General features: G+C 73.7%; 24 protein-coding genes. 11 read left to right on the top strand and 13 right to left on the bottom strand.

Features of this window, described 5'->3' with window-relative positions:
• Positions 1–28: 28 nt before the first annotated feature.
• The 4 genes from ACIA8R_RS41525 to ACIA8R_RS41540 form a co-directional block, all read right to left on the bottom strand.
• Positions 29–1,030, bottom strand: a complete 1,002-nt coding sequence (locus ACIA8R_RS41525; RefSeq protein ID WP_397043025.1) for an acyl-CoA dehydrogenase family protein — start codon at positions 1,028–1,030, stop codon at positions 29–31.
• Positions 1,031–1,049: 19 nt separating this feature from the next.
• On the bottom strand, positions 1,050–2,150 hold the full coding sequence (locus ACIA8R_RS41530) for an acyl-CoA dehydrogenase family protein (protein WP_364093860.1): 1,101 nt from the start codon (positions 2,148–2,150) through the stop codon (positions 1,050–1,052).
• A gap of 151 nt (positions 2,151–2,301) precedes the next feature.
• Entirely contained in the window at positions 2,302–3,267 is a 966-nt protein-coding gene (locus ACIA8R_RS41535) for an alpha/beta hydrolase (RefSeq protein ID WP_364093857.1), read from the bottom strand.
• A 117-nt stretch (positions 3,268–3,384) separates the two neighbouring features.
• Positions 3,385–4,041, bottom strand: coding sequence for a type 1 glutamine amidotransferase domain-containing protein (locus ACIA8R_RS41540; protein WP_364093851.1), 657 nt, complete (start codon positions 4,039–4,041; stop codon positions 3,385–3,387).
• Positions 4,042–4,114: 73 nt separating this feature from the next.
• Between ACIA8R_RS41540 and ACIA8R_RS41545 the strand changes: the two genes are divergently transcribed.
• Together ACIA8R_RS41545 and ACIA8R_RS41550 are read left to right on the top strand one after the other, a co-directional pair.
• Positions 4,115–5,008 carry a LysR family transcriptional regulator gene (locus tag ACIA8R_RS41545; protein WP_364093848.1) on the top strand — a complete coding sequence of 298 codons (894 nt, stop codon included), beginning with the start codon at positions 4,115–4,117 and terminating at the stop codon, positions 5,006–5,008.
• Between the two features lie 46 nt (positions 5,009–5,054).
• Complete coding sequence (locus tag ACIA8R_RS41550; RefSeq protein ID WP_397043028.1) at positions 5,055–5,783, top strand: dienelactone hydrolase family protein; 729 nt, start codon at positions 5,055–5,057, stop codon at positions 5,781–5,783.
• Here ACIA8R_RS41550 and ACIA8R_RS41555 read toward each other — a convergent pair.
• Genes ACIA8R_RS41555 through ACIA8R_RS41565 form a run of 3 tightly spaced genes read right to left on the bottom strand, consistent with a single transcriptional unit; the run spans position 5,775 to position 10,366 of the window.
• Positions 5,775–6,515, bottom strand: a complete 741-nt coding sequence (locus ACIA8R_RS41555) for an ABC transporter ATP-binding protein (RefSeq protein ID WP_364093843.1) — start codon at positions 6,513–6,515, stop codon at positions 5,775–5,777. The two genes, ACIA8R_RS41550 and ACIA8R_RS41555, sit on opposite strands and share 9 nt — an antisense overlap.
• Positions 6,516–9,137 (bottom strand): ATP-binding cassette domain-containing protein, encoded by a 2,622-nt coding sequence (locus tag ACIA8R_RS41560; RefSeq protein ID WP_397043031.1) that lies wholly within the window; start codon positions 9,135–9,137, stop codon positions 6,516–6,518.
• A complete protein-coding gene (locus tag ACIA8R_RS41565) occupies positions 9,134–10,366 on the bottom strand; it encodes an ABC transporter substrate-binding protein (protein WP_357694586.1) in 1,233 nt (410 codons plus the stop codon). The genes ACIA8R_RS41560 and ACIA8R_RS41565 overlap by 4 nt, the downstream gene beginning before the upstream one ends.
• Positions 10,367–10,496: 130 nt before the next feature.
• Here ACIA8R_RS41565 and ACIA8R_RS41570 point away from each other — a divergent pair, with 130 nt between their 5' ends.
• The 3 genes from ACIA8R_RS41570 (at position 10,497) to ACIA8R_RS41580 (ending at position 12,529) form a co-directional block, all read left to right on the top strand.
• Positions 10,497–11,585 (top strand): alcohol dehydrogenase catalytic domain-containing protein, encoded by a 1,089-nt coding sequence (locus tag ACIA8R_RS41570; protein WP_397043033.1) that lies wholly within the window; start codon positions 10,497–10,499, stop codon positions 11,583–11,585.
• Positions 11,586–11,630: 45 nt separating this feature from the next.
• Positions 11,631–12,122: a cupin domain-containing protein gene (locus ACIA8R_RS41575; protein ID WP_397043035.1), complete on the top strand. Its 492-nt coding sequence runs from the start codon at positions 11,631–11,633 to the stop codon at positions 12,120–12,122.
• Positions 12,123–12,217: 95 nt separating this feature from the next.
• The gene (locus ACIA8R_RS41580; RefSeq protein WP_357694592.1) at positions 12,218–12,529 is read left to right on the top strand and encodes a hypothetical protein; all 312 of its coding nucleotides are present in this window, start codon (positions 12,218–12,220) and stop codon (positions 12,527–12,529) included.
• Positions 12,530–12,554: 25 nt separating this feature from the next.
• Here the strand turns inward: ACIA8R_RS41580 and ACIA8R_RS41585 are convergent, their stop codons facing one another.
• Positions 12,555–14,786, bottom strand: coding sequence for an MMPL family transporter (locus tag ACIA8R_RS41585; RefSeq protein WP_397043037.1), 2,232 nt, complete (start codon positions 14,784–14,786; stop codon positions 12,555–12,557).
• Between the two features lie 97 nt (positions 14,787–14,883).
• Between ACIA8R_RS41585 and ACIA8R_RS41590 the strand changes: the two genes are divergently transcribed.
• Positions 14,884–15,405: a TetR family transcriptional regulator gene (locus ACIA8R_RS41590; protein WP_364093820.1), complete on the top strand. Its 522-nt coding sequence runs from the start codon at positions 14,884–14,886 to the stop codon at positions 15,403–15,405.
• A 54-nt stretch (positions 15,406–15,459) separates the two neighbouring features.
• On the opposite strand, the gene ACIA8R_RS41595 is transcribed toward ACIA8R_RS41590, so the two are convergent.
• From ACIA8R_RS41595 to ACIA8R_RS41605, 3 genes are all read right to left on the bottom strand, one after another.
• Complete coding sequence (locus ACIA8R_RS41595; RefSeq protein WP_397043039.1) at positions 15,460–17,439, bottom strand: PASTA domain-containing protein; 1,980 nt, start codon at positions 17,437–17,439, stop codon at positions 15,460–15,462.
• Positions 17,440–17,547: 108 nt separating this feature from the next.
• On the bottom strand, positions 17,548–19,122 hold the full coding sequence (locus tag ACIA8R_RS41600) for a protein kinase (RefSeq protein ID WP_397043041.1): 1,575 nt from the start codon (positions 19,120–19,122) through the stop codon (positions 17,548–17,550).
• A 21-nt stretch (positions 19,123–19,143) separates the two neighbouring features.
• Positions 19,144–19,953, bottom strand: coding sequence for a TIGR03619 family F420-dependent LLM class oxidoreductase (locus ACIA8R_RS41605; RefSeq protein ID WP_397043043.1), 810 nt, complete (start codon positions 19,951–19,953; stop codon positions 19,144–19,146).
• Between the two features lie 86 nt (positions 19,954–20,039).
• On the opposite strand from ACIA8R_RS41605, the gene ACIA8R_RS41610 reads away from it, so the two are divergent.
• Both ACIA8R_RS41610 and ACIA8R_RS41615 read left to right on the top strand, forming a co-directional pair.
• On the top strand, positions 20,040–21,287 hold the full coding sequence (locus tag ACIA8R_RS41610; protein WP_364093808.1) for an LLM class flavin-dependent oxidoreductase: 1,248 nt from the start codon (positions 20,040–20,042) through the stop codon (positions 21,285–21,287).
• Positions 21,284–22,153 carry a TIGR03619 family F420-dependent LLM class oxidoreductase gene (locus tag ACIA8R_RS41615; protein ID WP_397043045.1) on the top strand — a complete coding sequence of 290 codons (870 nt, stop codon included), beginning with the start codon at positions 21,284–21,286 and terminating at the stop codon, positions 22,151–22,153. Before ACIA8R_RS41610 ends, ACIA8R_RS41615 begins: the two co-directional genes overlap by 4 nt.
• 52 nt (positions 22,154–22,205) lie before the next feature.
• Here the strand turns inward: ACIA8R_RS41615 and ACIA8R_RS41620 are convergent, their stop codons facing one another.
• Positions 22,206–22,661: a MarR family winged helix-turn-helix transcriptional regulator gene (locus ACIA8R_RS41620; RefSeq protein ID WP_397043047.1), complete on the bottom strand. Its 456-nt coding sequence runs from the start codon at positions 22,659–22,661 to the stop codon at positions 22,206–22,208.
• A 63-nt stretch (positions 22,662–22,724) separates the two neighbouring features.
• Here ACIA8R_RS41620 and ACIA8R_RS41625 point away from each other — a divergent pair, with 63 nt between their 5' ends.
• Genes ACIA8R_RS41625 through ACIA8R_RS41635 form a run of 3 tightly spaced genes read left to right on the top strand, consistent with a single transcriptional unit; the run spans position 22,725 to position 25,139 of the window.
• Positions 22,725–23,903 (top strand): FAD-dependent oxidoreductase, encoded by a 1,179-nt coding sequence (locus ACIA8R_RS41625; protein ID WP_397043049.1) that lies wholly within the window; start codon positions 22,725–22,727, stop codon positions 23,901–23,903.
• 49 nt (positions 23,904–23,952) lie between these two features.
• Positions 23,953–24,765: a HipA family kinase gene (locus ACIA8R_RS41630; protein ID WP_357694612.1), complete on the top strand. Its 813-nt coding sequence runs from the start codon at positions 23,953–23,955 to the stop codon at positions 24,763–24,765.
• A complete protein-coding gene (locus tag ACIA8R_RS41635) occupies positions 24,762–25,139 on the top strand; it encodes a DUF3037 domain-containing protein (RefSeq protein ID WP_397043051.1) in 378 nt (125 codons plus the stop codon). Before ACIA8R_RS41630 ends, ACIA8R_RS41635 begins: the two co-directional genes overlap by 4 nt.
• A 9-nt stretch (positions 25,140–25,148) precedes the next feature.
• On the opposite strand, the gene ACIA8R_RS41640 is transcribed toward ACIA8R_RS41635, so the two are convergent.
• On the bottom strand, positions 25,149–25,991 hold the full coding sequence (locus ACIA8R_RS41640; protein ID WP_364094284.1) for a GNAT family N-acetyltransferase: 843 nt from the start codon (positions 25,989–25,991) through the stop codon (positions 25,149–25,151).
• Positions 25,992–26,020: the final 29 nt, after the last annotated feature.

Genomic DNA, 26,020 nt, shown 5'->3' on the forward strand with positions numbered 1-26,020 from the left:
AGACCGCCGCCGGGCGGGACGCCGTGCTTCACGGATACCTCCGCAGGTCGCGGGTGTGCAGGGCCGCGCGGACGCGTTCGCGGTGGGCGGCCGCGGTGCCGTGCGCGGCCGCCAGGGACCAGGCCCGTGCGAGCCAGAACCGCAGGTCCAGCTCCTCGGTGTAGCCGATCGCCCCGTGGGTCTGCAGGGCGACCCGGGCGGCCAGGGTCGCCGCCTCGCCGGCCGCGGCCTTGGCGGCGCTCACGTCCCGCTCGGCCGTGGGCGCGTCCCGGTCCACGGACAGCGCCGCGCGGTGCACCAGCGGCGCGGCGAACTCGACGGCCACCGCCACGTCGGCGAGCTTGTGCCGGACGGCCTGGAAGGACCCGATCACCGCGCCGAACTGCCTCCTGACCCCCGCGTACGACACCGAGACCGCGAGCAGCTCCCGCGCGACCCCGACGAGCTGGGCGGCGGTCGCGACCGTGACGGCCCGCACCGCGAGCGCCACCCGATCCGCGCCGCCCCCGCCCCGTCCCCAGGACCAGCCGGGATCGGGACGGTCCGGCGACTCGAAGGCGACGGCGAACATCGGCCGGCACGGGTCCACGCCCGGCACCGCCGTGAGCCGCGCCTCGTCCCCCGCCGCCACCCGGACCCCACCTCCCGTACGCGCCACGACCAGCACGTCGGCGAGATCGGCGTCCGCCATGTACGCCTCCCCCGGCAGCGCCACCCCCACGCACACCCCGCCCGAGGCGAGCTTGGGCACGCGCGGCACCAGGAACGCCGCCGCCACCGCCGTCTCCACCACCGGCCCCGGCAGGCACGCCCGCCCGGTCTCCTCGACGGCGGGCAGCACGTCGGTCAGCCCGAGCCCGAGCCCGTCGAGCTTCGGCGGCAGGAGCAGCCCGAAGAACCCCAGCTCGGCGAGCCGGTCCCAGGCCGGACGGCGTTCGGTCCGCAGCGCGCCGGGCGGGCAGTGCGCCCGCAGCACGTCGCGCACGGTCGCCCCCAGGGCGAGTTGCTCGTCGGTGAAGGCGAAGTGCATGAGGGCGACTCCAGAGGGGTCATCGGGGCAGGCCCAGGACACGCTCGGCGATGATGTTGCGCTGGATCTCGTTGGTGCCCGCGTAGATCGGCCCGGCCAGCGAGAACAGGAAGCCGTCCAGCCAGGGTGTCCCGCCGGCGCGGTCGCCGAGCAGTTCCAGGGCCAGTTCGTGCATGCGCAGGTCCAGCTCCGACCAGAAGACCTTGCCCATGCTGGCCGCCGCCCCGATCTCGGCCCCGGCCATGATCCGGCGGGCGGTGGCGAAGGTGTGCAGCCGGTACGCCTCGGCCGCCGTCCAGCAGCGCGCGGCCTGGTCGGCGAGGACGGGGCCGGCGTCCGCGGCCAGCTCGACGAGGCGGTCGGCGGTGGCGAGGAAGCGGCCGGGGCTGCGCAGGGTCAGGCCGCGTTCGGAGGAGGTGGTGGACATCGCGATCCGCCAGCCGTCGCCGGGCTCGCCGAGCACCATGGAGTCGGGTGCGAACACCCCGTCGAAGTGCAGCTCGGCGAACCCGGGCAGGCCGTCGAGCTGCGCGATCGGCCGGACGGCGACCTCGTCCAGGGGGAAGAGGAAGTACGTCAGGCCCTTGTGCCGGGCGCCGGAGGTGCGGAAGAGGCCGAAGCCGTGGGAGGCGTGGGCGGCCCGGGAGCTCCAGGTCTTGTGGCCGTACAGGCGCCAGCCGCCGTCGGCGCGTTCGGCGCGGGCGGTGAGCGCGGCGAGGTCGCTGCCGGCCTCGGGCTCGGACCAGGCCTGCGCCCACACGTCCTCGGCCGTCGCCATCCGGGGCAGCCAGCGCCGCCGCTGCTCGGGGGTGCCGAACCGCATGAGGCTGGGGGCCAGGAGGAAGATGCCGTTCTGGCTGACCCTGGCGGGGGCGCCGACGGCCCAGTACTCCTCCTCGAAGATCAGCCATTCGATCAGGGACGCGCCGCGGCCGCCGTGCTCGCGGGGCCAGGAGACGACCGACAGCCGCTCACCGGCCAGCAGCGCCTCCCAGGCGCGGTGCGCCTCGAAGCCCTCGGGGGTGTCCATCGGCGGGAGCCGCCGCGGCACGTGGGCGGCCAGCCAGTCGCGAACCTCGGCACGGAAGTCCAGCTCGGCCGGGGAGAAGTCGAGATCCACGAAACCAACCTAGCGCACGCTTGGTCTGCTGGCCAGGCCGCCGTCCGTGCGCCGGGGGTGGGCGTCGTGCAGGGTCTATGGAACGCGAGGGCGCCCACCTCGCCCTGGCCCTGCGACGCCTGCTCGCCAACGCCACCACCTGAGCCGGGGGCTACAACCCGTAGGCCCGCCTGAGCGCTGCCAACCGGGTCTCCCGTGCCCGCCTGCTCAGCGCGGTGTCCGGCACCATGGCGTCGAACCCGTGGAAGGCCCCCGGATAGAGGTGGAACTCGGTGGACACCCCGGCCCGCGCCAGCCGCTGGGCGTAGTCGATGTCCTCGTCCCTGAACACCTCCAGCTCGCCCACGTCGATGAACGCGGGCGGCAGCCCCGACAGGTCCTCGGCCCGCGCCGGCGCCGCGTACGGCGGGACGTCCGGGCCGCCCGTCCGCTCGCCGAGCAGGGCGGACCAGCCGTAGAGGTTCGCGGCCCGGTCCCAGACCACGGCCTCGGTGAACTCCCGGCTCGACGGGGTGGTGTTGCGGTCGTCGAGCATCGGGCAGACCAGGAGCTGGAAGGCCACCTCGGGGCCGCCCCGGTCGCGGGCGAGCAGCACGGTCGCGGCGGCCAGCCCCCCACCCGCGCTGGCCCCGCCGACGGCCAGCCTGGCGGGGTCGATGCCCAGCTCGTCGGCGTTCTTGGCGGTCCACACCAGGCCCGCGTAGCAGTCCTCGACCGGCGCGGGGTGCGGGTGCTCGGGCGCCAGGCGGTAGTCGACGGAGACCACCACGACGCCGAGGCGCTCGACGTAATCGATCATCGTGGCCTCGTCGACCTCGGGCACGCCGACGATCATGCCGCCGCCGTGGATCCAGTAGAGCCCCGGCCTGCCGGTGCCCTCCTGGGCGGGACGGTAGAGGCGGACCCGGACGTCCGGTTCGCCGTCGGGGCCGGGGACGTGGCGGTCCTCGACCAGCACCTCGCTCTCGGCGGGCGGCATGGCGGCCAGCATCGCGTTGATCTGGGCCCGGTACCCGGCCAGTTCCTCCGCCGTGAGGGTGGTCACGTCGAAGGTCGGGAACGGCGTGCTCTCCAGAGCGGCACGCAGTTCCGGATCGAGGTTGGGGTGGAGCGCCATGAGGACTTCCTTCCACGGAGGGGCCTGCCGTACCCCTCAATGGTCGGATCCCGCGCGGGGGTGCGGCAACCGCCAACCGGCTGCCGTTGCGCGCGCGGCGCCCGCCGTTCGGCGAGGTCAGGCGAGCAGGTCGACGACCTGCTCGGCCAGGGGCGCGGCGCTGGCCGGGTTCTGGCCGGTGACCAGGCGGCCGTCCGCGACCACCTGCGGCTGCCAGTTCGCGGCGGGCTCGTGCCGGGCGCCGCGCGCGGTCAGCGCGTCGGCCAGCAGGAACGGCACCACGTCCGCCACGCCGCGCGCGCTCTCCTCGCTGTTGGTGAAGGCGGCCACCCGGCGGCCGTCCACCAGGTGGGAGCCGTCGGACAGGGTCAGGCCGACCAGGGCGGCCGGGCCGTGGCAGACCGCCGCGACCACGCCGCCGCGCTCGTAGATCTCGCGGCCGACGCGGGCGACGTCGGGGTTGTCGGGGAAGTCCCACATGGTGCCGTGGCCGCCGGCGTACAGGACGGCGTCGTAGGCCGCGGTGTCCACGTCGGCGAGGCGGGCGGTGTCGTCGTCCAGGCCGGCGGCGAGGAAGGCGGCCTGCGTGGGGTCGTCCGGGTCGTGGCCGTCGCGCGGCGGGCGGCCGCCGGCGACGCTGGCGACGTCCACCTCGAAGCCCGCCTTGGTGAAGATCTGCCAGGGATGGGCCGCCTCGGGGACGTAGTACCCGGTACGCTCCACGCCGCCGAGGTCGTCGTGGCTGGTCAACACGATCAGGATGCGCTTGCTCATGCCGTCGAGCATGCCCGGCGAGACCCATCAGCAACAAATCGTGAAATATCGGTCCCGGCATCAGAATAGTGATATGTCGCCACTCTCGCTGGACCTGCTGCGGACCTTCCTCGCCGTGCACAGGACCGGCTCCATCACGGCCGCCGCGCAGACGCTCGGCCTCTCGCAGCCCGCGGTGACCGCCCAGGTCAAGACGCTGGAGGCGACCCTCGACCGGCCGCTGTTCGACCGCCTGCCGCGCGGCGTCGCGCCCACGCCCGCCGCCGACGAGCTGGCCCGCCGGGTCGCACCCTCCCTCGACGCCCTGGACGAGGTCGCCGGCTCGGAGCTGCCCTCGGACGAGGCCGTGCACCTGGGCGGCCCGGCCGAGTTCCTGTGCGAGGAGGTCATGCCGATGCTCGCCCCGCTCGTACGCGACGGGCTGCGGCTGCGCACCACCCTCGGCCTGGCCGACGACCTGCTGGCCGACCTCGCGGCCGGACGGCTCGACCTGGTGCTGTCCACGATCCGGCCCCGGGTGCGCGGCGTCCAGGCCGACCCGGTCTACGACGAGGAGTTCGTCCTGGTGGCGGCGCCGTCCCTGGCGGGGGCGCTGCCGCCCGGCCGGGTCGGGCCCAAGGAGCTGGCCGGGGTCCCGGTGGTGGCCTACGCCGAGGACCTGCCGATCGTGCGCCGCTACTGGCGGACCGTGTTCGGGCGGCGTCCGTCGATGGCCGCGCAGGTCGTCATCCCCGACCTGCGCGGCGTGCTGAGCGCGGTGCGGGCGGGCATGGGCGTCTCGGTCCTGCCCGCGTACCTGTGCCGGCGTGACCTGGCCGAGGGCACGCTGGTCGCGCTGGCCGAGCCGCCGGAGCCGCCGATCAACACCGGCTACCTGGCCGTACGGTCGGGGGCGCTGGCCAGGTCGGCCGTGGCGCGGGTACGGGCCCATCTGCTGGCGGCGTTCCGGGCGGCGCCGCCGTACTGAGGACGAAGGTGGATGACGGGCGATCACCGTGGGCATGCTGGGCAACATGTGTCATTCCACCGACAGCCGACCGCCCGCCCCGCCGATCCAGGGCGAGGTCGCCGCGCACGAGCAGATCACCCTGACCTCCGCCGACGGCACCCGTTTCATGGCCTACCGCGCCGACCCTGCCGAGCCGAACGGCCGCGGCGTGGTGATCATGCCGGACGTGCGCGGCCTGCACCCGTTCTACCGCGACCTCGCGGTGCGCTTCGCCGAGGCCGGGTTCCGCACGATCGCGATCGACTACTTCGGCCGCACCGCCGGGACCGACGACCGCGGCGACGACTTCGACCACATGCCCCACGTCGACCGGCTCAAGCTCGACCAGGTGCAGGCCGACGCCGCGGCGGCGACCGCCGAGCTGGCCGGCGACGGCCCGGTGTTCACGGTCGGCTTCTGCATGGGCGGCGCGCTGTCGTGGCGTCAGGGCGCGGAGGGCAACGGCCTGGCCGGCAGCGTCGGCTTCTACGGCGCGCTGCGCTTCATCGACGAGCCGGCGACCGGGCCGGGCGCGCCGCTGCTGCTGCTCAGGGGCGGCGCGGACACGGTGTCGAGCCCGGAGGAGTTCGAGGCGTACACCGCGGCGCTGGACCGGGTGGGCACCGAGCACGAGACCCACGTCTACGAGGGCGCGCCCCACTCCTTCTTCGACCGCTCGTTCAAGGAGTGGGAGGACGTCTGCCAGGACGCCTGGCGCCGCGTCCTGACCTTCACCGAACGCCACTCAGCCTAGGTACGCGGCCCGCACCACCGGGTCGTCGCGCACCTGCGCGGGCGTCCCGGACGCGATCACCCTGCCCAGGTCCAGCACGACGATCCGGTCGCAGCTCTCCATCACGAAGCCCATGTCGTGCTCGACCAGCAGCACCGTCGTGTCCAGGGCCCTGACGACCTCGCCGAGCCGGGCGGTCTGGGCGGCGTCCAGGCCGGAGGTGGGCTCGTCGAGCAGCAGGAGCCTTGGACGGTCCGCGAGCGCGCGGGCCAGCTCGACCATCCGGCGCTGCCCGACCGGCAGCGCGGCGGCGTACGCGTCGCGCAGCAGGGTGAGCCCGCACAGGTCGAGCACCTCGGCCACGCGTGCGCCGCGCTCGCGCTCGATCCGCCGCCGGCCCGGCCACCCGGCCAGGTCGGCGGCCAGCCCGCCGCCACCGCCGTGCCAGTCGAGCGCGGCCAGCACGTTCTGGGCCACGGTGAGCCGGCCGAACACCTGCGTGCGCTGGAACGTCCTGCGCACGCCGGCCCTGGCCCGCCGGAGCGCCGACACCCCGGTCAGGTCGCGCCCGTCCAGCGCGACCCGGCCCGCGACCGGCCTGCGCAGCCCGGACACCACGTCGAACAGCGTGGTCTTGCCCGCGCCGTTCGGCCCGATCACGCCGCAGACCTGGCCCGGCCCGGCCTCGAACGACACGCCGTCCAGCGCCCTGACCCCGCCGAAGGCCACGGACACGCCCTCCACCGCGAGCATTCACCTCACCCCCAGGTAGGCGGCGGTCAGCCGGTCGCCGTCCACCTCCGAGCGCGGGCCCGTCCAGGTGACGCCGCCCAGCCGCATGAACGCGACCCGGTCGGCGACGGCCAGCGCCTCGGTCGCCTTCTCCTCCACCAGCAGCAGCGCCACGCCCCGGTCGCGCAGCTCGGCGAAGACGTCGAACACCTGCCGCACCACGAGCGGCGCCAGGCCGAGCGACGGCTCGTCGGCGATCAGCACGCGCGGCGGGCGCACCAGGGCCGGGGCCAGCGTGAGGAGCTGCTGCTCGCCGCCCGACAACGCGCCCGCGGCCACCGTACGGCGGGCCGCGAGCTGCGGCAGCCGCTCGTAGACCGGCCCGGGATCGTCCAGCCAGGTACGCAGGTTCTCCTCCACGGTGAGCCCCGGGAAGACACCCCGCCCTTCGGGGGCCAGCAGGACGCCGGCCCGCGCCCGCCGGTGCGCCGGCCAGGCGGTGACGTCCACGCCGTCGAGCAGGACGCGGCCGGCGCTCACCGGCAGGTCCCCGGCGGCGACGGCGCACGTGGTGGACTTGCCCGCGCCGTTCGCGCCGAGCAGCGCCACCACCTCGCCGGGCCGCACCTCCAGCCTCACCCCGCGCAGCACGGTGCAGTCGGCGTAACCGGCCACGACGTCCTCCAGCACGAACAACGCCCGACCGCCTCCGGCGGCGACCTCCGCCCGGCGGGGCACGACGTGGGGAACGGCGGGAGCCACGGCGGGGAGGCGGCGCCGGGCGCGGGCCTCGGCGAGCTGGGTGAGCACGCCGTCCGGATGCCGGGCCAGGATCATGCCGCCCGCCCCGAACAGGATCGACCCCACGTGCGCGGACAGGCCCCAGGTCGCCAGCAGCTCGGGCACGGCCACCGCGACGAGCCCGCCGAGCACCGCCCCGCCGATTCTGCGCACGCCCTGCAGCACCACCACGGCCAGCCACACGAACCCGGAGAACGCCGGCAGGTCGGTGGCCGTGATCGACCCCTTGGAGATCGCGAACAGCACCCCGCCGAGCCCCGCGATCCCGGACGCCAGCACGAACAGCACGATCTTGGCGCGCGGCGCGGACAGCCCGGAGGTGACGGCCGCCGCGGGCGCCGACCGTACGGCCAGCACGGCCCGCCCGGACGCCGACCGCTCCAGGTTCCGCACCAGCAGCGCCACCAGCCCGATCAACGCCAGCAGCACGGCCACCCGCACCCGCGGGTCGGAGGTGTCGGCGACGCCGAGGCCGAGCGCGGGCAGCGCCCAGCCGATGGTCCCGTTGCTGAAGGCGTCCACCTGGAACAGCACCTGATCGGCCAGCAGCGCCAGGGCCAGCGTGGCCAGCGTCAGCACCCGCCCGCCCAGCCGCAGCGCGGGCAGCGCCACCACCAGCCCGACGGCCCCCGCCGCGACCACGCCCAGCAGGATCGCCACGACGAACGGCAACCCGGAGGCGAACGCCCACCCACAGGTCAGCGCCGCCATGGCGGCGAAGGCGGCCTGCGCCAGGTTCACCATGCCGCCGATCCCGGTCACCACCACGAACGAGCAGAAGATCAGCGCGAGCACCAGCCCCTGGGCCGCGACGCCCACGTAGTACTGCGGCCCGAGCAGCGCGAAGGCCGCCAGCGCGGCCAGCCCCGCCGCCCACGGCAGCCGCCTGCGCCAGGCCGGCACCCCGGCCAGGTGGTCGGGCGGCGGGACGTCCTCGGCGGCGCTGCCCGCCACCCGCTCCCGCGACCGGTTCAGCAGCACCAGCCCGGCGAACAGCAGGAGCACCGGCACGGCGGTGCGCAGCCCGGTGACCTCCTCCAGGAAGTCGGTGTACCCGGCGACCAGGTTCTGCACGACCCCGAGCGCGAGCCCGGCCGCGAACGTCCAGGGGATCGAGCGCAGCCGCCCGAACACCGCCGCCGTCGCCGAGGCGAACAGCAGCACCGTGTACGCCGTCGCGTCCAGCCCGAGCACCGGCGCCGCCAGCACCCCGGCCAGCCCGGCGAGCCCCGATCCGAGCATCCAGGCCAGCGCGGAGGTGGCGTCCACGTCGATGCCCCGCAGCGTGGCCAGGCGGCGGCGGTCCACGGAGGCGCGCATGCGCAGCCCGTACGGCGTGTGCCGCATGAACGCCCACAACCCGGCCGCCGCGACCACCGAGAGGGCGAAGATGATGAGCTGGTCACTGTCCAGCCGCACCCCGAGCGGGTCGAACCCCTGGGCGGGGTGGGGGCCGACGCCGCGCGGCAGCGAGGTGGCGTCCGTGGCGGGCAGCCCGGCCAGGTCCACGACCAGCAGGCCGAGCGCGGGCAGCGCGATCGTGAGCCCGATGGTGGCGACGATCTGCGCGGTCTCCCCCGCCTGGGCGAGCCCGCGGAACATGGCCCGGTGCAGCAGGTAGCCGAGCGCGGGCGCGAACAGCCCGGCCGCCACCAGCGCCGACAGCCAGGCGGGCAGCCCGGCGGCGGTGAGCTCGTAGAACACCAGGGCGGCCAGGAAACCGACCGCGCCGTGGGCGAAGTTGAACACCCCGGTCGCCGCGTACGACAGCGTCAGGCCGGAGCCCATGATCGCGAAGACGGCCCCGGTGACCAGGCCGCTGAGCACGTACTGGAGGATCATTTCAGCGGCACGTTGTCGAAGCAGGCCATCCTTCTGGCCACCTGGAAGGCCCCGCCCGCCAGCTTGACCAGGGCGCCGCAGCCGTTCGGCTCGCTGTGGTCCCTCGGGTAGCGGATGCGGCCGAACCCAGGGTTCTCGTAGAGGTAGTCGCCGTTGGCGGTGGCCAGGAACTTCTCCCTGGTCAGGTCCTTGCCGGTGCGCTTGAGGACGTCGAGGAAGATGTCGGCGGCCCAGTAGCCGATCGCCAGGTGCTGGGTGAGCGCGGTGCCGGGGGCGACCTGCTCGACGTCCTTCTTGAGCTGGGCGATCTCGGGCGCGGGCGACTCGAACGGCTCGAACATGGGCGCGGCGATCACGCCTTCGAGCGCCTGCGCGCCGGCCTGGTCCTTGAGGATGGCCACGTCGTAGCTGGTGGCGTCGGTGAGCACGCCCTTGTAGCCGGCCCGCTTGAGCGCCGCGTAGAGGCCGACGTTGAACTTGGTGCCCGCGATCACCGAGACGACGACGTCGGGGGCCTTGCCGCCGTCCGAGGTCATGATCTTGTTGACGTACGGGAGCCAGTCGGGGGGCGGGGCGGCGGCCGGCAGGCCGGAGTTCACGCCGACCAGCTCGAACCCGGCGGCGGTGAACGACTGGGAGATGGTCGTGCCGCCGTACTTGCTGCCGCTGGAGTCGCTGGTCTGCACGTAGACGCTCTTGCCCGCCGCGCCGCCGAGCAGGTCGGCCATCTGCCTGCCCCACCACGTCTGGGAGCCCGCCCCCTGCTTGGGGGCCAGGCAGCCGTTGTAGCCGAACCCGGTCCTGGTGCCGCACCACTGCGGCCCGGTGGCCCAGCCGAACCAGGGGACGCCCTGCTGTTCGAGGAAGGCCGCGCCGCCGAAGTTGGGGGCGTGCACCGGGACCAGCGCGAACACCTGGTCCTTCTGGACGAGTTTCTTGGCCGCCGCGTCGCCCTTGGCCGCGTCCTGGGCGTCGTCCTCGGCGCCGATGAAGTCGATCTTCCGGCCGTGCACGCCGCCCTCGGCGTTGGCACGGGCGAACCTGGCCTTGGCGCCGATCTCGGCGTCCCTGGTCGAGTAGCCGCTCGCGCTGGTCTTGGTCAGCACGCCGCCGATCTTGATGGTGGTGTCCGTCACTCCCGTGCCCGACTGGGCCGTACCGGTCTGCTGGGCCGCGCAACCGGCGGCGAGCAGCGTCAGGGTGAGCGCGGCCGCGCCCCGCCGTACCATGTTGTTCTCCCTCGCGACTCGGCCTAGCGCTCGCTTGGTTTCGCTGAGCGTAGATTTGCCGGGGAGGGGTGTCAACGGGCTCCCGAGCAACCGCTTGCTCGTAGCCCGCGCGCCGGGCTAGCGTGGGCGCATGCTGATGCGCGCGGCCGTGCTGACCGGGTTCCACGCCCCGATGGAGATCCGCGACGTCGAGATCGACGACCCCGGCCCCGGCGAGGTCCGCGTCCGGATCAAGGCCTCGGGCGTGTGCGGCTCCGACCTCAAGGCGATCGACGGCAAGAGCCCGGTGGTGAGCGCGCCGCCGTTCATCCTGGGGCACGAGAGCGCGGGCGTGGTGGAGAGCGTCGGCGCGGGCGTCACCACCGTCCGGCCGGACGACCACGTCATCATCGCCATGAGCGGCCCCTGCGGGCGCTGCCGCCACTGCGGCTCTGGCCGCTTCCACCTGTGCTCGGGCCCGCTGCGGCTGCCCACCATCATGGGCGGCCCGCCCAGGGTCACCCTGGACGGCCAGGAGACCCGCCGCTTCATCGGCATCGGCTCGTTCGCCGAGTACGCGGTGGTCACCGAGGCCATGTGCGTCAAGATTGCCAAGGACGCCCCCTTCGCCGCCATGTGCCTGCTGGCCTGCGGCGTGATCACCGGCGTGGGCGCGGTCCTGAACGTGGCCCAGGTGCCGCCGGGCGCCTCGGTGCTGGTCGTCGGCTGCGGCGGCGTGGGCCTCAACGTCATCCAGGGCGCGGTGCTCGCCGGCGCCACCACGATCATCGCCGCGGACGTGGCCGAGCAGAAACTCAAGCTGGCCGAGCGCTTCGGCGCCACCCACCTGCTCACCCCCGGCGACCTGCCGGACCAGGTGGGCGCGCTGGTACGCGGCGGCGTCGACTACGCCTTCGACGCGACCGGCGTCCCCGGCGTGCTGGCCGACGCCTTCGCCGCCACCCAGCCGGGCGGGACCACCGTCATGGTCGGCAGCCCGCCGCGGGGCCACCCGATGGAGCTGGACACCGGCCTGCTGTTCTCCTCCCGCCGCCTCATGGGCACCCAGGGCGGCGACGCCGCGCCGCACCGCGACCTGCCCATGCTGGCCGGGCAGTACCTACGCGGCCGGCTCGACCTCGACGGCCTGATCACCGAACGCCTGCCCCTCGACCGGATCAACGAGGCCGTCGCCCACGTCCGCCAGGGGACGGTCGCCCGCACCGTCATCACGTTCTGAGCCCTCGCTATTCTCAGTTCCTTCGGAACAGCGGAGGAGCCCCCCATGTCGTACCCCGAACAGCGCTACCTGGCCGAGACCGGCGAGATCAGCGGCACCCTGCGCCCGGCGGAAAACGGCCCCGACCTGTCGATGGCGACCGGCACCCGCGTCCACTACCTGGGCACGGGCGGCTCGACCAACGGCGCCTTCGGCCTGTACCGCTGGGAGATGGGCCCGCGTCCCGGAGGCGCGAGCCCGCACTTCCACCGCACCATCACCGAGTCCTTCTACGTGCTGACCGGCAGCGTCCAGCTCTACAACGGCGCCACGTGGGCGAAGGGCCTGCCCGGCGACTTCCTGCACGTGCCCGAGGGCGGCATCCACGCCTTCCGCAACACCTCGGGCGAGCCGGCCTCGATGCTGGTGCTCTTCACGCCGGGCGCGCCGCGCGAGGCGTACTTCGAGGAGCTGGCCGACATCACCCACACCGGCCGCGAGCTCACCTCCGAGGGGTGGGTCGAGCTCTGGAACCGCCACGACCAGTACCCGGTCTGACCAGCCGCGGGGACGGCACGCGGGTCCGCCACCGGCCGGCCCGCGCCCGAGCGCGTACTGTGAGCGGGTAATCGCCCACAGTGAGGGAGGTACGCATGCTCGTCAGAGGAGCCGTCGCGGCCGGCCTGCTCGCGGTCCTGACCGTGGGCGGCGCCGGCCCCGCCGAGGCCCGCTACCGCTACGACTTCCGCAGCCGCGAGGTGGTCATCTGGAGCGAGCCGAAGAACGGCGCGACCCAGCTCGGCGTGGGCCGTCCCGGCGACGGCTTCGACTCCGACCGGTCAGAGGAGCACGAGCTGTTCCGGTGCGACGAGGCGTTCGACAGCACCCTGTGGCACCACGGCACCGACTCCACCACCGGGGTCGTCGGATGGGTGCCGGCCTGCCATCTCGACGACCCCGACTGACCGCTCCGACCGCTCGCCCGCGGGCTCAGCGCCCGGCGCCCACCGGCTCCTGCGCCCGCTCGTCGCTCGGCGCCGGGTCGTCCTCCTCGTGCCCCTCGACCGACAGGTTCGGCAGCAGCCGGTCCAGCCAGCGCGGGCACCACCAGTTCGCCCGGCCGAGCAGCACCATCGTCGCCGGCACGAGGAAGCCGCGGATGACGGTCGCGTCCACCGCGATGGCCACGGCCAGCCCGACGCCGAACGTCTTGACCATCGCGTCCGGGTAGGCGATGAACGCCACGAACACCGCCACCATGATCAGGGCGGCCGAGGTGATGACCCGGCCGGTCGAGCCGAGCCCCTCGGCCACCGCCCGGCTGTTGTCGCCGTGCCGGGCGTGGGCCTGCCGCACCGCCGTCAGCAGGAACACCTCGTAGTCCATCGACAGGCCGAACAGCACCGCGAACAGCATCAACGGCACATAGCTCTCGATCGGCACCGAGAAGAACACGGTCTCCAGGTAGGAGGAGTCCATGGGGGCGTCCATGCCGACCAGGCCGCTGCCGAGTCCGATCGAGAACACCAGCGCGAGCGCGCCGAACGCGGCGCCCAGGGACACCAGGTTCATCACCGCGGCCTTGACCGCGACGACGGGCGCGCGGAAGGCGAACAGCAGGAGCAGGGCACTCAGCAGCACGACCACGCCGATGACCAGCGGGGTGCGCTCGTTCATGCGGTCGCCCGCGTCGGTCATCCCGGCCACCTTGCCGCCGACGTGCACCTGGACGCCCGGGATCGAGACGGCCCTGACCTGCCTGACCACCTCGGCCGCCTTCGGGTCGCTCGGGGCGTAGTCGCTGATCGTCTGGAGCAGGACCGAGCGGCCGGAGGCGTTCAGCTTCGGATCGGCCACATGGGCGACGCCTTCGACGTCGGCGACCGCGTCGGCGATCCGCCGCACGGTCACGTCCCCGGCGCCGGAGACCTTCTCCGGCAGTTCGGCGACCACGATGAGCGGGCCGTTGCTGCCGGGCCCGAAGGCCGTGGCCATCAGCTCGTACGCGCGCCGCCCGGCCGAGTCCTTGGCCGCGTACCCCTCGTCCAGCGGCCCCAGCTTCAGCGCGAGCGCGGGCGCGGCCAGCGCGGCGAGCACGAGCACGCTGCCGATGAGCACCCGCCACGGCCTGCGCGCCACCCACGCGCCGAGCCCGGCCCAGCCGGCGCCCCCGCCGCGGTTGGACGAACGCCCGCGGATCAGCGGCACCTTGAGCGCGTTGACGCGGTGGCCGAGCAGCCCGAGCAGGGCGGGCACGAGGGTGACCGAGGTCAGCACGGCGAAGACGACGGAGATGCCGGTCACCCAGCCGAGCGTGCTCAGCAGCGGGAACCCGGCCAGCATCAGCGCGCTCAACGCGATGATCACTGTGCCGCCGGCGAACACGACGGCCCCGCCCGAACTGGCCACCGTCCGGCGTACGGACTCCACGACCGGCACCCCGTCGGCCAGCAGCTTGCGGTGGCGCGACAGCAGGAACAGCGCGTAGTCGATGCCGACGCCGAGCCCGATCATCGTGGACATGATCCCGGCCTGCTTGGGCATGTCCACGACGTACCCGAGCAGGCCGATCACGCCGAGCCCGGTCGCGACGCTGACCAGCGCGGTGAAGATCGGCACCATCGCGGCCACCAGCGTCCCGAACGCGAAGACCAGCACGAGCAGCGCGCAGATCACGCCGATGATCTCGCTCGGCCCCGTCTTGATCTCCTTGCTCGCCGGGTTGGAGTCGTCGGCGGGCACCACTTCCAGCCCGGCGTCCCTGGCCGGGGCGGCGGCGTCGGACAGGGCCTGCGTGGCCTCGCCGGCCTTGTCGGGGTCGTTGCCCTGCATCTTGACGGTGATCACGCCGATCTGCAGGTTCGAGGCGATGCCGCCCACGCGGAAGGGCGTCTCCACCTGGACCACGTGCGGCATCGTGCGCATCGCGGCGACCGAGCGCTCGACGGCCTGCTTGCGCGGCGCGTCGGTGAGCTTGCCGGCCGCGGAGTACAGGAGGAGCTGCACGGTTCCGCCGGTGGCATAGCCGGGGCCGAAGCCCTCCTTCATCAGGTCGTGCGCGCGCTGCGCGTCGGTGCCCGGGATGGAGGCGTCGTTGCTGACCGGACGGCCGAGCGCGAGGCTGCCGCCCATCAGGCCGACGGCCAGGACCACCCATAAGGCCAGGACGATCCGCCCGTGCCGCGCGCACCAGCCACCCAGCCGACCAAGAAACCGCGTCATCGCCCCGCCCCTGCCCGACGCCCGTCCTGTACGGTCGTACAGGACTACGATAAAACGGAGGACGCCGGAAATTCCGGATTCCGTGGGAAATGAGACGATGACCACACCCGACGACACCCGCTCCCGGATTCTGGCGGCCGCGCGCGAGCTGTTCGCCGAGCGCGGCTACGCGGGCACCTCGCTGGCCGACATCGCCGCCGCGGTCGGGCTGACCAAGACCGCCGTCGCCTACCACTTCCATCCCAAGGACCGGCTGGCCTCCGAACTGCTCTCCCCGGCCGCGGCCGAGATGATCACCCTGCTCGACGCCGACCATCCCGACCGCAAGGCGTTCGTCGAGGCCCTGGCCGTCTTCGCGGTGCGCCACCGCGCGGTGATCCGCCTGTTCATGGAGGACCTCGCGGCCGACGAGCCCGTGCCGGCCGGCTCCGAGCGCGCGGTCGTCGGCACGTTCAGGGACGAGATCTTCGCCAAGCTCGCCGGCGAGAACCCGGGGCCCGAGGCCAGGGTCAGGTGCTGGGCCCTGCTCGGGGCGCTCCAGTGGGGCGTGGTCAAGACCATGGACCTGCCCGAGGAGCAGGTGACGGCGGTCATGCTGGAGTCGGCGCTGGCCTTCTGACGGCTCCCGCCGATCAGCTCCTGCGCCGGGTCCACCGAGGCGGAGGTCTCCCGATCACAGCCCCGTCGAGGGGTCGACGACGGGGCCGGTCGGGCTTTGCGTGGGCTCCTCGGGGCCGGGCCCGCCCTGCCGGCCGGACACGCCGACCGTGATCACGACCACGTCCCCGGACGCGGCGCAGGTCCCCGGCGCCAGGCTCTGGCCCAGGACGGTGTCCGCCTTGGCGTCGTCGTCCACGACCTGGGTGCGGGCCCGTACCGTGAAGCCGGCCGCGACCAGCTCGGCCCGGCCGTCGGCGCGGCCCTCCCCCACCACGGACGGCACCTCGACGCCCTGGCGGGCCACCGTCAGCGCCACCGGGGCGCCACCCGGCACCCGGGCGCCGGCCTCGGGCCGCGTCGCGAGGACCTGGCCGTCCGGCTGGTCGGAGCACGATCGGGTGACCGTCCCGGCCATGAGCCCGGCGGCGGTGAGCGCCGCCTCGGCCGCCCTGCGCTGCCGCCCGGCGACGGACGGCACCGCCACCCCCGCCGACACCTCCAGCGCGACCGCGCCGCCCCGGCCCACCACGGTCCCGGCCGCCGGACGGCTGCCGAGCACCCGGCCGATCTCCTTGACCGAGTCGGTTCTGGTGACCGCGCCGACGGTCAGCCCGGCCTGCTTGAGCGCCTTGACCGCGCCGGCCCGGTCCAGGCCGGTCAGCGGCGGGACCGCGACCGTCGTCACCGGCCGCCCGACTGTCGGCTCGCCGGTGGGCTCGACGGCGGGCGCGACGGTGGGCACGCGCTCCCGCTCCGCCGGCTTCCCGCCCGGCCGTGAGGAGGCGCGCGCCGAACCCGCTGGGCTCGGCGGCGCCGCCGGCAGCACGGACGCCTGGCCGGAGCGGTGGCCGTTGAGCGCGGGCACGATCACGGTGAGCACGACCGCGGTCACCAGCAGCGCCGCGCACACCGCCACGACCGCCTGCACCCATCCGGCCCCGCGCCCCCGGCCCTGCCGGTCCGGCGCGCCCGTCCCGGCCCGCGTCCTCAGGCCGTCCGGCGGGCCCGCCTCGGCCGGTGGCCTCGTGCCCTGCGCGGTCGTGGAGAGCTCGGGGCCGCCGCCCGTCCGCGAGCGCAGGTGGTACGCGCCGGCCGCGCCGGTGACCTCGGGCTCGGCCAGCGGCACGGGCGGTCGCTGCCCGGGGATCAGCGGCACGTCGCCGTACCCTTGATCCGGCGAGTCCGCCTCGCCGAGCAGCGCGAACAGCAGCTCCCTGCTGGACGGCCGGTTCCTGCTGTCCTTGTCCAGGCAGGCGGCGACCAGCACCCGCAGCCGGCCGTCCAGCCGGCCCAGCTCGGGCGGCGCGGTCAGGATGCGGTGCAGCACCGGCGCCACCGAGTCCTGGCCGAACGGCGCGCTCGCGTTGGCCGCGAAACACATGGTCGCGCCCCAGGAGAAGACGTCGGCCGCCCCGGTCACGGCCGAGGCGGTGATCTGCTCGGGAGCCATGTACGCCGGCGTGCCCACCCCCCTGTTCGTCACCGTGGCCGCCGCGTCCAGCGCCCTGGCCAGGCCGAAGTCGATCACCCGCGGCCCGTCGGGCCCGAGCAGCACGTTCTGCGGCTTGAAGTCCCGGTGCACGATGCCCGCCCGGTGGATGGCGGCCAGCGCGGTCGCGGTGCCGACCGCCAGCCGTTCCAGCGCGCCGCCGTGCCGCGGGCCGGTCAGCGAGACCTCCCGGTGCAGCGAGGGCCCGTCGACGTACTCGCTCACGATGTACGGCCGGCCCTCGTCGAACCCGGCGTCGACCACCTGGGCCGTGCAGAACCTCGCCACGTGCTTGGCCAGCTCCACCTCCCGCAGGAACGCCCCTTGCTCGTCCCCGACGGGCCCGTGCAGCAGCTTGACCGCGTACCTCTCCCCGCTGTGCCTCTCCCCGCTCCTCGAACCGAGGAACACCGCGCCCTGTCCGCCTTCACCCAGTCGCCCGGCGAGCTCGTACTCGCCGAGTCTGTGCGGGTCCCCCGTTCTGAGCGGCTGCGCCGTTGGCACGGGGCGCCTCCCCTCGCCGCCACCCCTTCTTGCTCTCCACTGAAGGCAACGGGCCGCGTTCAGTCAACCGTGCGCACCGCAATCGCCGCCTGACCGTGACACAGCCGGTCAGGAGGCCCGGGAGACCTGGCCCGCGTACATGACGGCGCCGTCGTCCGATCGGGTCACCTTGACGGAGAACCGGTTGGGGTCGTCCGAGGGGACGATCCGGGCTGTTCCGGCGTGGCACGCCTTGCCGGTGACCTGGCCGAGGGCGAACACGACGGCGCTCCTCGTGGGGGTGAGCCGGCCGGAGCAGTGCAGGTCGGCGCCCCAGCGCATGGTGGATCCGCCGTCGGCGCGCAGGCGCAGCTCGACCGGGAAGATCCGGCCGGCCGTGGGGTGCTCGGCCGATCCCGTCCAGACGCCGTCCAGGGGCGGGACGGTGGGGTTTCCCGGCGGGGGCTCACCGGTGGTGGCGTGCGTGGGGGTGGCGCCCTGGTCGGCCGTGCCGTTCCGGGCGTCCGCCGGGTCCGGGTCCTGCGCTCCGCGCAACCAGAACACGACCCCGGCGACCACCACCACAACCCCTGCCACCGCCACCAGCCACCCCCGCCGAGCCTTCCCGACCACAGTGGCAGGCGTCCTTTCGGGGAAGGTGGCGGAAGCACTTCCCGCCGCGACAGCGGGCACCCCTTCAGGGAAGGTGGCGGAAGCACTTCCCGCCGCGACAGCGGGCACCCCTTCAGGAAAGGTGGCGGAAGCACTTCCCGCCGCGACAGCGGGCATCCCTTCGGGGAAGGTGGCGGGGGTTTCGTCGGGGGAGGTCGAGGGGGCGGTGGTGGGGGGCCGTTCATCGGGGGTGGCGGCTTGGGCGCCGGAGGGGAGGACGTCGCCGGTGCCGGCGTCCTGGCCGAGCAGCGCGCGCAGCGTCTCCTCGGCGTCCGGACGGTCACGCGGGTCGCGGGCCAGGCACGCCGCCACGATCTCCCGCAACCGCCCCGACAACCCGCGCAGGTCCGGCCTGCCGTACAGGATCCTGGCCAGAATCTCCTGGTACGTGTCCGCCATGTACGCATGCCGCCCGCTGGCCGTGTACGCCACGGTCAGCCCCCACGCCCACATGTCCGCGGCCGGCCCGGCCGGCTCCCCGTTGATGCGCTCGGGCGACAGGTAGGCCGGCGTGCCGATGGGCGACCTGGTCGTGGTGGCGGCGGCGTCCATCAGCCGGGACACCCCGAAGTCGATGACCCGCGGCCCGTCGAGGCTGAGCAGCACGTTGCCCGGCTTGAGATCGCGGTGGACGACCCCCGCCCGGTGGATCGCCCCCAGGGCGGTGGCGGTGCCGATGGCCAGCCGGTCGAGCGAGCCGCCGAGCCGGGGCCCCCGGGCGACCACGTGCTCGCCCAGCGAGGGCCCTTCGACGTACTCGCTGACCAGGTAGGGGCGGTCGCCGTCGAGGTCGGCGTCCAGGAGCTGGGCGGTGCAGAAGGCCGCGACCCGGCGCACCGCCTCGACCTCGCCGAGGAACCGGCGACGTACGTCGGCGTCCTTGGACACGCTCGCGTGCAACAGCTTGATCGCAACCTGCGCCCCGGCCGGCGAGTGACCGAGGAAGACGACGCCCTGGCCGCCCTGCCCGAGCCTGCGCGAGAGCCGGTACTCCCCCAGCCGGCGGGGGTCATCAGCACGGAGCTCGGACATAGGGCGTCATTATGGCACCGCCTACAGCAGGCCGGCATAGGCGTCGAGGGCGCGCAGGACGACGTCCGCCGGGCCGCTCGGCAGGGTGGCCACGGCCTCCTCGATGCCGAGGCCGGCGAAGTAGTCGAGCTTCTCCCTGGTGGGCAGCGTCCCGAACGGGATCACCCTGGCCATGGGCCGCCCGGCCTTCTCGCACGCCTCGCGCAGCGCGGGCAGCGCGTCCTTGATCCCCTTGCCGCCGATGGGCATCCAGCCGTCGCCGTACTCGGCGATGTGGGCGAACAGCTTCGGCCCGGCGGCGCCGCCGAGGTAGACGGGCAGGTCGCGGACGGGCTTGGGCCACGACCAGGACGGTTCGAGCCCTTCGACGTCGGCCACCTCGTCCCGCCAGAAGGCCCGCATGGCCAGCACGTTGCGCCGGGCGACCTCGCGACGTCGCCCGTACGGCACGCCGTGGTTCTCGATCTCCTCGACGTTCCAGCCGAACCCGACGCCGACCACCACGCGCCCGCCCGACAGGTGGTCGAGCGTGGCCAGGGCCTTGGCGGTGACGATGGGGTCACGCTGGGCGGCGAGCAGGATGCCGGTGCCGACGCGCAGCCGCCGGGTCGCGGCGGCGGCGAAGGAGAGCGCGACCAGCGGGTCCAGCGTGCGCTTGTACTCCTCGGGCAGCTCGTCCTGGCCGCCGGCGGGCGGCGTGCGGCGGCTGACCGGGATGTGGGTGTGCTCGGGCAGGTAGAGCGAGTCGAGCCCGCGCTCCTCGGCCGCGGCCGCGAGGTCCTGGACCGGCATGGCCAGATCCGTGGCGAACATCGTGACACCCAGCCTCATACGGCCTCCTCATGTCAACCAAGCGATTGCTCGGCTAAGATTTCCAGGGTAGCTTGCAAGGCGACGTCCGCGGAAAGAGGTTCCCGGTGAAGTTCTCTATCTTCCTGAACCCGCAGATTCCAGGCTCTGGATACGCGGCCGAGGAGAACGCCAAGGCACGGCGTCCCATCGGACGCGACACCGAGTCGTATCAGCGGCTGCTGCACGAGGTGCGGGAGATAGCCGTCCACGCCGACCAGGTCGGGTTCGACGCGCTGATGATGACCGAGCACCACTTCCACTCCGAGGGGATGGAGTTCTCGGTCAATCCGCTGATGTTCCTCACCGACCTCGCCGCCCGGACCGAGCGCATCCTGCTCGCGCCGCTCGGCATGGTGCTGCCCGCCTGGGACCCGATCAGGGCCGCCGAGGACGTGGCGCTGCTCGACCAGTTCAGCAAGGGCCGCCTGCGACTCGGCGTGGCGCGCGGCTACCAGAACCGCTGGATGAACGTCCTCGGCCAGCGCTGGCAGGCCGCCGCCGCCCGCTCCGACGGCTCGGCCTCGGACACCCGGAACTTCGACGTCTTCGGCGAGGTGCTGAAGATCATGAAGATGGCCTGGACGCAGGAGACCCTCCGCTACAAGTCCGACGTGCTGGACTACGAGGTGCCGTACCCCTACGACGGTATCGAGGGCTGGCCCGCGATGGAATGGACCAGGACGTTCGGGGCGCCCGGTGAGGTCTCCGACGACGGGAAGATCCAGGCGATCTCGGTCTGCCCCCGGCCGTACCAGAACCCCCATCCGGAGCTGTGGCAGCCGTTCACGATCTCCGACCGGTCGGTCATCAGGGCCGCCCAGGAGGACATCCTGCCGTGGATGTTCACCCCCAACCCCGACGACCACGCCGCCAAGGCCAAGCTCTACCAGGAGGAGTCGGCCCGGCAGGGCCGCCAGTACAAGCTGGGCGAGCACACCGGCATCCTCAAGATCGTCGGCATCGCGGACACCACCGAAGAGGCGATCAACACCTTCGGCCGCAGCATCCCCAAGGACTTCGCCGCCTTCTTCGGCCCGTTCGGCTACCTGGAGGTGCTGCGCAAGAAGGAGGACGAGAAGCACAAGCCGATCTCCCCCGAGAAGGGCGACGCCAAGCGCATGAACGACGTGGAGATGGCGCTGTTCGGCACCCCCGACGACGTCAAGCGCGGCATTCAGCGCATGCTCGACCGCATGCCGGACCTGGAGTGGTTCGGCCTGTACATGCAGGGGCAGCAGGGCGTGCTCCCGCTGGACACGGTCAAGCGGAACCTGGAGATGTTCGCCACCAAGGTCGCGCCGGAGTTCCGATGAAGATGTGGCTGGGGGCCTCGTTCGCCCCGACGGACCAGTTCGTGGAGCTGGCGCGGGCGGCCGAGCGCTGCGGTTTCGACACCTTCACGCTGTCGGACCACCTCTTCTACGCCGACTTCGCCTCCCGCTACCCGTACTCGCGGTCGGGCGCGCCCCGCTGGACCGCCGAGACGCACTGGCCCGACGTGTGGGTGACGATCGGCGCGATGGCCGCGGTGACCACGACCCTGCGCTTCTCGCCGAACGTCTACATCGCCCCGGCCCGCGACCTGTTCACCGTGGCCAAGCTGGTCTCCACTGCGGCGGTGCTGTCGCGGGAGCGGGTGACGTTCGGGGTCGGGGTGGGCTGGTGCGAGGAGGAGTTCGCCGGCACCGGCCAGGACTTCCACACCCGGGGACGCCGCCTCGACCGCATGCTGCCCACGCTGCGCGCCCTGTGGGCGGGCGAGACGGTCACGCTGGACGGCCTGCCTCCCCTGTCCATCTCCCCCGCCCCGGCCCGGCCCGTACCCGTCTACGTGGGTGGCGACAGCGAGGCGGCGCTGCGCCGGGCCGCCCGCTTCGGCGACGGCTGGCTGGGCAACCGCATCTACACCGAGGAGCAGCTCGACCCGGTGCTCGACACCCTCCGCCGGCACCTCGACGAGAACGGCAGGACGGGCCCGTTCGACATCGTCGCCCCGCTGGCCGTGCTGCCCGACGCCGAGACCTACCGCCGCTTCGCCGCCAAGGGCGTGACCGCCACCATGGCCGCCCCCTGGTGGCTGGCCACCCCCGAGGAGAAGGCCCGGTACGGCGAGGACACCCTCGACCTCAAGATCGCCACCATGGAACGCTTCGCCGAGGACGTCATCGCCAAGCTCTGACCCCGGCGGCCGGGACGATCCTGACCGGGCACGCGACACGTGCGCACCCCGGTCAGGACGCCCCTTCCGCCAGGTTGGCCATGATCCGCCGCAGCATGCCCGTGACCTGCTCGATCTCGTCCTCGGAGAAGCCCGAGAAGACCTGGCGGCTGACCCCGCCGAAGATCGGCGGCAGGAGGGGCGTCAGCGTGTGGCCCTTGTCCGTCAGCTCGATGACGACCGAGCGCCGGTCCTCCGGCCGCCGGACCCGCCGCAGCAGCCCCTTGGCCTCCAGCCGGTCCAGCAGCCGGGTCATCCCGGCCGTGTCCGTGCCGAGCCGGCCCTTCAGCACGCCGGGCGTGCTCCGGCCGCCCGCCGCGTGCAGCAGCAGCGCCGCCTGCTGCGCGGTGAGCCCGAGCGGGGCCAGGCGGCGCTCGGTCTCGGTGTTGAGCTCCCGCCCCACCTGCACGAGCAGCGACCCGCCGCCCAGCACCAGCTCGAACGGCGGCGGCATTCGATCGTCGGTCACGCGCCCCAGAATAGCTGGCGAGAGCATTTACTGTCGCGACAGCTATCGTCTATCGTCACATCCATGGACACTTCTGCTCGTGTCATCGTCGTGGGAGGCGGCATCGGCGGCTTATCCCTGGCCCAGGGCCTGCGCAAGGCGGGGTTCGAGGCCACCGTGCTGGAACGCGACCCCGCACCCGGCCACCGCCCCCAGGGTTACCGCATCAGCCTCAAGGAGACCGGCGCCGAGGCGCTGCGGGCCTGCCTGCCTCCCGGCCTGTACGACCTGGCCGTGGCCACCTCCATCCGCCCGGCCACCCGCATGACCTTCATGGACACCCGGCTGGTCCCCAAGTTCTCCAAGGACATCCCGCCCCAGCTCCCCGGCGTGGACGGCCTCGGCGTCAACCGGCTCACCCTCCGCGAGATCCTCCTGTCCGGCCTCGACGTACGCTTCGGCACCGAGTACACCCACTACGAGCCGCTGCCCGGCACGAGGGTCCGCGCCCACCTCGCCGACGGCTCCACCCTGGACGGCGACCTGCTCGCCGGCGCGGACGGCGTCGGCTCCCGCGTCCGCGGCCAGCTACTCCCCGACGCCGTCGTGGACCGGCTCGACCAGGCCCTGTACGGCCGGACCGCGCTGACCCCCGACCTGCTCGCCGCCACGCCCCCGGACCTGGTCGACACCTTCAACCGGGTCACCGCGGCCGACCACACCGCGTTCTCCGTGGCCACCTGCCGCCCCTGCACGCCGGTGGCCGAGGCCGTCGCCCGGCACGCCCCCGGCCTGGAGCTGACCGACGTCCCCGGCTACTTCTCCTGGACGCTGACCGTCCCCGGCGCCCGGCCCGACGACACCTCGCCCGCCGGCCTGCACCGGCTCGCGCTCGCCGCGGTCGCCGGCTGGCACGAGGGCGTGCGCCGGATCGTCGAGCGGGCCGACCCCGAGGCGACGTTCCTGGTGCACACCCACGCGGCCCGTCGCGTGCGCCCCTGGGACGAGCCCGCGGTGACCCTGCTCGGCGACGCCGTGCACAGCATGAGCCCGGGCCGCGGCGAAGGCGCGAACATCGCGCTGCGCGACGCCCGCACCCTGTGCGCGAACCTGGCCGCGGCCGCCGCCGAGGGCCGGACGCTCGCCGAGGCGAAGACGGCCTACGAACACGCCATGCTGGACTACGCGTTCGCCGCCGTCGAGGCGTCGTCGCGGCAGCCGTTCGCGCCCTTCACCCGTCCCGCCCGGCCGTCCGGGGGGTGAGCCGCGCCGGGAGTTCGGAAGGGGGCCCCGGTGACGATAGCCTCGTCCCGTGCTGGAAAAGATCGCAGCCACCCGATATGTGACCCCGTTGCGAGAGGGCGGGTCGCTGCCGGGCGTCGTCGAGGCCGATGACCTCGGCACATACGTCGTGAAGTTCCGCGAGGCGGGCCAGGGCCGGCGGGTGCTCGTCGCGGAGATCATCGCCGCCGAGCTGGGCCGCCGGCTGGGGCTGCGCACGCCCGAGCTCAAGCTCATCGATCTCGACCCGCAGCTCGGCGTCCGCGAGCCCGACGAGGAGGTCCAGGACCTCCTCAAGGCCAGCACCGGCCTCAACCTGGCGGTCGACTTCCTGCCCGGCGCGCTCGGCTTCGACCCGCTGGGCTGGATCCCCGACCCGATGTTCGCCTCCCGGGCGGTCTGGTTCGACGGCCTGATCCACAACGTCGACCGGAGCTGGCGCAACCCCAACCTGCTGGTCTGGCACCGCGACATCTGGCTCATCGACCACGGCGCGGCCCTGTGGTTCCACCACAACTGGCGCACGGCCGACCCGCAGCGCGTGTTCGACGCCGGCGACCACGTGCTCGCGCCGTTCGCCGCCGACGTGCCGGCCGCGGGCGAGGAGCTGGCCGGGCGGATCACCCGCGAGCTGCTGGACGAGGTGACGGCCCTGGTGCCCGACGAATGGCTCGACGGCGAGCCGGGGTTCGACTCCGCCCACGACGTGCGCGAGGCTTACACCGACCATCTGCTGCGCCGGGCGCACGGGCCGCGCGAGTGGCTGCTGCGCCGTCCCGGCAAGGAGCACAAGGCGTCCGGGCCCGGGTCGGTCGGCGAGTTCTGGCGGGGAGGCAGCCGGTGACCAGAGATGTCTACGAGTACGCGATGATCCGCGTCATGCCCAAGGTGGAGCGCGGCGAGCTGATCAACGCCGGCGTGCTGCTCTACTGCCAGCCGCGCGACTACCTGTGCGCGCGCGTCCAGCTCGACCCGGCCCGCCTGCGAGCCCTCGACCCCGGGGCCGACCTCGACGGCGTGCGCCACGCGCTCAGCGCCTACGAGCGGGCCTGCGGCGACCGGCCGGGCCCTCTCGCGGACGAGCCGCTGGGCGGCCGGTTCCGCTGGCTGACCGCGCCGCGCAGCACGATCGTGCAGACCGGCCCGGTGCACGCGGGGCTCACCACCGACCCCGACACCGAGCTGGCCCGCCTCTTCGACAAGCTGGTACGCCTCTAGCCGGGCGTCTCAGAACAACACCGACATGAAGGTGTCGACCTCGCGGAACCCCACCTTGCGGTAGACCGCCCGCGCCGAGTGGTTGTAGTCGTTGACGTAGAGCGACACGACCGGGGCGAAGCAGCTCATCGCCGCCTCCACGACCGCCGCCATGCCCGCCACCGCGTGGCCCTTGCCCCGCAGGTCGGGGGCCACCCACACGCCCTGGATCTGGCAGGCGTGCGGCGTGACCGCGCCCACCTCGGCCTTGAACACCACCCGGCCGTCGTCGATGCGCGCGTAGGAGCGGCCGATGCGGATCAGCTCGGCGACTCGCGTGCGGTAGAGCGCGCCGCCGTCGCCGAGGTTGGGCGAGACGCCCACCTCCTCGGTGAACATCGCCACGCACGCCGGCAGCAGGATGTCGAACTCCTCCGGCCGCACCCGGCGCACCAGCGGATCGGCCGGTACGGGGGCCTTGCTCGAGGTCGCCATCACCGGCTGCGCCCACCGGACGGCGCGCGCCCTGCCCCAGTGCGGCTCCAGCCGCTCCCACAGCAGGGACACCGCCTCGACGGGGCCCACGATGGACGAACACCTGCGCCCCTGCTTGCGGGCACGGTCGGCGAACGCGTGCACGGCCTCAGGACCGGCGTTGACCGGCACCATGTTCGCGCCGGCGTAACAGAGCGACACGAGCCCGCCGCGCGGCCCGAACCCCCACATCTGCCCCCCGAGGCGTGCCGGATTGAGTCCGACGGCCCGCACCCGGGAGGAGACGAAGACGTTGGCGACCGGATCGCAGTCAAGCAGGGCGAGAACTTCGTCCCGGTCGCTGTCGTCGAGCACGCGCGACGCCGATGTACGCAGCATCACATGGTCAGACTACGCGAACGTCCCCC

It is taken from the genome of Nonomuraea sp. NPDC051191, from assembly GCF_044455665.1.
In the GTDB taxonomy this organism is placed as follows: Bacteria; Actinomycetota; Actinomycetes; order Streptosporangiales; family Streptosporangiaceae; genus Nonomuraea.